The sequence below is a fragment of the Klebsiella sp. 2-CIP_Kleb. genome (genome assembly GCF_050378715.1).
GTDB classification, from domain to species: domain Bacteria; phylum Pseudomonadota; class Gammaproteobacteria; order Enterobacterales; family Enterobacteriaceae; genus Klebsiella; species Klebsiella quasipneumoniae.
Map to the genome: position 1 here is coordinate 1 of NZ_JBNRLG010000021.1, position 4239 is coordinate 4239.

Sequence of the window (4239 nt, forward strand, 5' to 3'; positions counted from 1 at the left end):
AAACCTGGGTTCAGGCGAAGAGGGAATGGGAGGTGATTTACTCACCGTAAAAAAAGGGCGTGCACCCGAGGCGGCATATATAAAACGCTCCGTGAGTGACATGTTACTGGATGGCGAGGCGGGACTGCGTAAGTGTTTTGGTGGCGTGGGAGATGGCGATCACGACGATACTGACGCTTTTAATGAGTGGTGGGAATGCCTGATGGAAATAGCGTATAAGCGTCGGGCATATGAGGGTGATGAGGCGGCGATAAAATTTATGTTGCAAAAAGGGCCTCTGCTCACTATCGAGAATGGTGTATTTATCTATGACGGTCCGGGGTTGAATATTGGTAACTCCAACGCTTTTATTTTTAATGTAAAAGGTGAAAGCGCACTCTCAACTAAAATACTGTTGCCTAATGACGGCATATATCTTTTCGACTTTGACAATAATCCGGTCCATAGCCTGTTAAAGGATATGACGATTCACGGCGGACTTGGTGCCGTCCGATATAAATCAAAAGACCGTAACGCAAGCAGCACCCATGACTTTGAGAGACTAAGACTGTCCCGGTATAACGAATGCGGAATAAGTAACAACTCTGTAGACATGCCCTATTTCCGCGTAAACAAATGCGTGTTTTACGGAGCCACGGACAAACAGACTATAGGTGTCTGCGTATCCGGGTACTCTGCTGGCGGGTCCATTACAGAATCAATATTCAGTGATAATCGTTACGGAATAAAGCTGTCAGTCGGTGACAATGGTGCTGAACGCAACGGCCCGGCAACGCCTTACCTGATTGATAATAACGATTTTTACCGTACCGGAAATCGGGGCGCTGTAGATGAGGATACCGGGGAGTTTGTACGGTTTGCCTCTTACGATATCTGGGCGGAGCCAGGCGCTACAGCGCAGAACTCCGGGAAGGGGATAAAATTCACCAGGAATAAGTTCGGACAGGAGAACCTCATCTCTCCGGATACGCATATTCTGGTGGCTGATGCATACACCACAGGAACAGGAGCGGGGCTTAACGGCGACAGGCATCACAATGAGGTGATTTCGACAGGATTCTTTTCCGGTGCCCGGTTTGATGGCAATGATGTGAACTCGACTAACGGCTCGTACGTTGCGCCATTTCTGCGCACGTTTACCCCCAACACGGGGAATCTGCATTTTTCAGATTCGTACGACAACGGGATGCCGTCACGCATTATAGAGTTTGCCGGAGGGATTACCCAGTCGCAAATAGGCAGCCTGGCGCGGTCTAACGTCTTTGATATTTCCCATTGCGTTGCATTGCAGAAAGGCGTCGAACCAAAACTGATTTCCAACCTGAACGACGTTTTCCGGCTGATTGACCCTTTGCTCTATTACGTGGGTCATCCGCAGTCAACAATCGTCCCTGTCGGCTCCCAGCAGGTCGGTTTTGAGCTGCTGTATTCCGGCCCAACCTCTGGCATAGGTCTGAGTAACGCCACACGAACATCGCTCAATAATTCCTATGGCGGGATATTTGAGGCGGCGGAAATCACCATGACGACATCGCAGGGAAGAGCTACAGCTACCGTCAGCGGCGGGGTGGCAGGCCGTAAACACTGGATTGATTTCGATGTGCGCCGGAGTGCATCAAATCCGGTGGGTTCCGTGGTAATGGAGGTAATGGATAGCACAGGAGTTACCGTAATTTTCCGCAGGATTATTCTTCTGGATACGGTAGCCCGCTGGCAAAAAGTCATTCTGCCGTATATTCCCAACGAGAGTGGAGATATTGTCGTCCGCTTCCGCTCAAATCTGTACGTCGCAGGTGCAGCCACGAATTTTGTCATTGGCAATCTCAATGTTTACCGAAACGAAACGCCAGTGAATACGGGGCATAACAGCGGTCTGCGTATGCAGTGGGATCTGCAACACGCAGTGAAAGGCGCACGACATGAATGGTACGACAATACAGGTAACCTGAGAGCAAAATATGGGGCGCCGACGTCTGTCACCGATGGCGTGATTATCAGTGCAAACCCGGTAGTGTGAGGCATTATTATGTTGAAAATGACATTCAATTTTAACGGTGTGACGGTAACTGATGGTGTACTCAATGTGATTATGCCCTCAATCAGCACCGACCAGACAACACTTAATTTCGGACTGGCTTACCGGGTCAGCGAAAGCGATCCATTGCTCAACTCGGAAACGTACAGTTGCCCGTATGACCTGACGGGAGCGGACCCTTTCGCACAGGCATACAATTATATTAAATCGCTCAGCCAGTTTAACGATGCTGTTGAAGCATGAGTAATCCCGCCGTAACTGGCGGGATATTTTCGTTACTGCAACGCCTTCTCAAGGGCCAACTCTGCGGCCTCCAGTGGATTACCGGAACCTGACCACTCAAATTCGAAATCCCTTTCACCCGCTACGGAACACTCTGGAGTGGACATACTGTAGGTGGCAATACCCAGTTGTCCGTAAACACTTTTTATCCCGGTCACTTCGTACGTCACATCGACAGTAATGTCCTCTGCTGGCTCCTGAATACCTAAATCAGGGTAGTAGCCGCATTTACGTATTTTTTTAGAGACGGTAAAACTCATTAATCACTCTCCCTTTATGCAATTTTTAACCATAAGCCCCATGTTGGTGTTGTTCCCCCGGTTAAGAGCTGTTTATAAATACCGCCTGAGGCTTTCAGGGAAATTACCGTAATGACCCTGTACCCTGCAGATATGTATCCGACCTCAATCTGCGCCGCACCATTCAGGCCTGCGGGTATATTGCTATGCATCGTAATATCGGATGTGTAGTATCGCTGGCTGACTGTCAGTGCATGCAGGTCAGTCGCCGTTTCCATAGCGAGTGTATCGCCCGACATATCACGCCACGATGCACCATCCGATGCATACGGTTTCCCGTTGACCACAATAAACTCACCGTAGCGTGCAGCTGCATCAGGAAGTGCACCATACGGAAAGGATGAGGCGAATGCTCCGCCGGCCTGTCGCGCATAAGTCGGGTTTGTCACACGGCTGCGGGCATAGGTTGTACTGAAGCTCACCTGCCCACCCAGCACGCTTAGTGGGTATCCCGCTTTCGCCGTAATGGAATAGTTCCTGCCGAGATTCACCCGGCTGGCATTGTTGTGTTTTGGAGCAGGGCCGCGGGCGTGGACATTAACTATTGAAGAGCCATAGACATCATCACAGTAAATATCATCTTCCCCGGTATCGTCAGAATCACAGTCCGTAAAGTTGTTTGATTCGATGGTGGAGGAATATAGTTTAGCCGTGTAAATACCGCCTTTATTCATGTGCCAGAAATCGCAGCCGACTATTTTAGCATTGACCAGGCCAATTCCTGCAGCTGACAGAATCCCCCATCCGGTGAATAAATCCACATTGGTGGAGCCGTCAAAGTACACGCCTATGATTTTTAGCGTATCGATGTCATAGCCTTTATCATTAAATAAAAATATCCCTGCCTCATGTCCAGGCACAATTTGTGTCCCACCATCAATAGTGCATCCGCCGCTAATCTCTACAGCACGATTCCTGAAGTCCCCCCATAGCTCACAGCCTGAAATATATCCATCGGTGCCATTAGCCATTAATGTACCTTTAGTGATTCGTGAATTGCGCACATGAAAAACAAAGCCATTATCTCCTTTAAGCGTGCTGTTTCTTGCAATTCCCAGAGCAACACCATAGCGGTCAGAGGTGATAATTTGATTGTTATCCGCGTCGTAACGACCGGGACAGTCGATCCAGCAATCGTCAAGCCCACTACTGTTTCCGTTGAACAGGTCAATCGTGTAATAACTATTTCGAACAGGTGCCTGATCCACTATTTTCAGGTGTCTGACCCTGACATTGGGAAACCCTTTAGCCTCTTTGTTTGTATAATCCGGACGGGCGAGGGCAGGCAGATCACCCCCCGTCCAAATCAGGGAAGTGGTCTCCCTGCCTGAGCCATAAATACCGACGCTTCCCTGATAAATGAGCGGAGAATTAACCTGCCTGGCTTTATCATCCAGCTCGACGGTTTTGGCGCCAGAATTCAACATCCTGTTAATTGCAGCAACGTTTGCTGCAGCGGCCTCCGGGTCTTCAGCACCATCGCGTGGAGCATTGAAGTAAGGAGCCTTAATGCTGGCATGCCCGGTAATAATGTATGGCGACCTGACGATATCTCCGACTGTTTTACCAATTGTCGTCATAGACATATCCGCTCCAAACCCAGGTTCGCTTGAACCCAGGTTT

Annotated in this window: 4 protein-coding genes; 2 read left to right on the forward strand and 2 right to left on the reverse strand. The window is 49.3% G+C overall.

All coding sequences use genetic code 11. From position 1 onward, the window contains the following. Window positions 1-2017 (forward strand): hypothetical protein (locus ACQUTP_RS25595; RefSeq protein ID WP_428902481.1); only part of this gene is annotated, 2017 nt, incomplete at its 5' end. Between the two features lie 9 nt (window positions 2018-2026). Next, on the forward strand, window positions 2027-2278 hold the full coding sequence (locus ACQUTP_RS25600) for a hypothetical protein (RefSeq protein ID WP_203701040.1): 252 nt from the start codon (window positions 2027-2029) through the stop codon (window positions 2276-2278). A gap of 32 nt (window positions 2279-2310) precedes the next feature. On the opposite strand, the gene ACQUTP_RS25605 is transcribed toward ACQUTP_RS25600, so the two are convergent. Continuing rightward, window positions 2311-2577, reverse strand: a complete 267-nt coding sequence (locus ACQUTP_RS25605) for a hypothetical protein (RefSeq protein ID WP_065804472.1) — start codon at window positions 2575-2577, stop codon at window positions 2311-2313. A 14-nt stretch (window positions 2578-2591) separates the two neighbouring features. Then, a partial coding sequence (locus ACQUTP_RS25610) for a hypothetical protein (protein ID WP_428902482.1) occupies window positions 2592-4239 on the reverse strand: 1648 nt, incomplete at its 5' end.

Coding starts and splice junctions, on each gene's coding strand:
- ACQUTP_RS25600 (WP_203701040.1), top strand. CDS start 2,027: ATGTTGAAAATGACATTCAATTTTAACGGTGTGACGGTAACTGATGGT.
- ACQUTP_RS25605 (WP_065804472.1), bottom strand. CDS start 2,577: ATGAGTTTTACCGTCTCTAAAAAAATACGTAAATGCGGCTACTACCCT.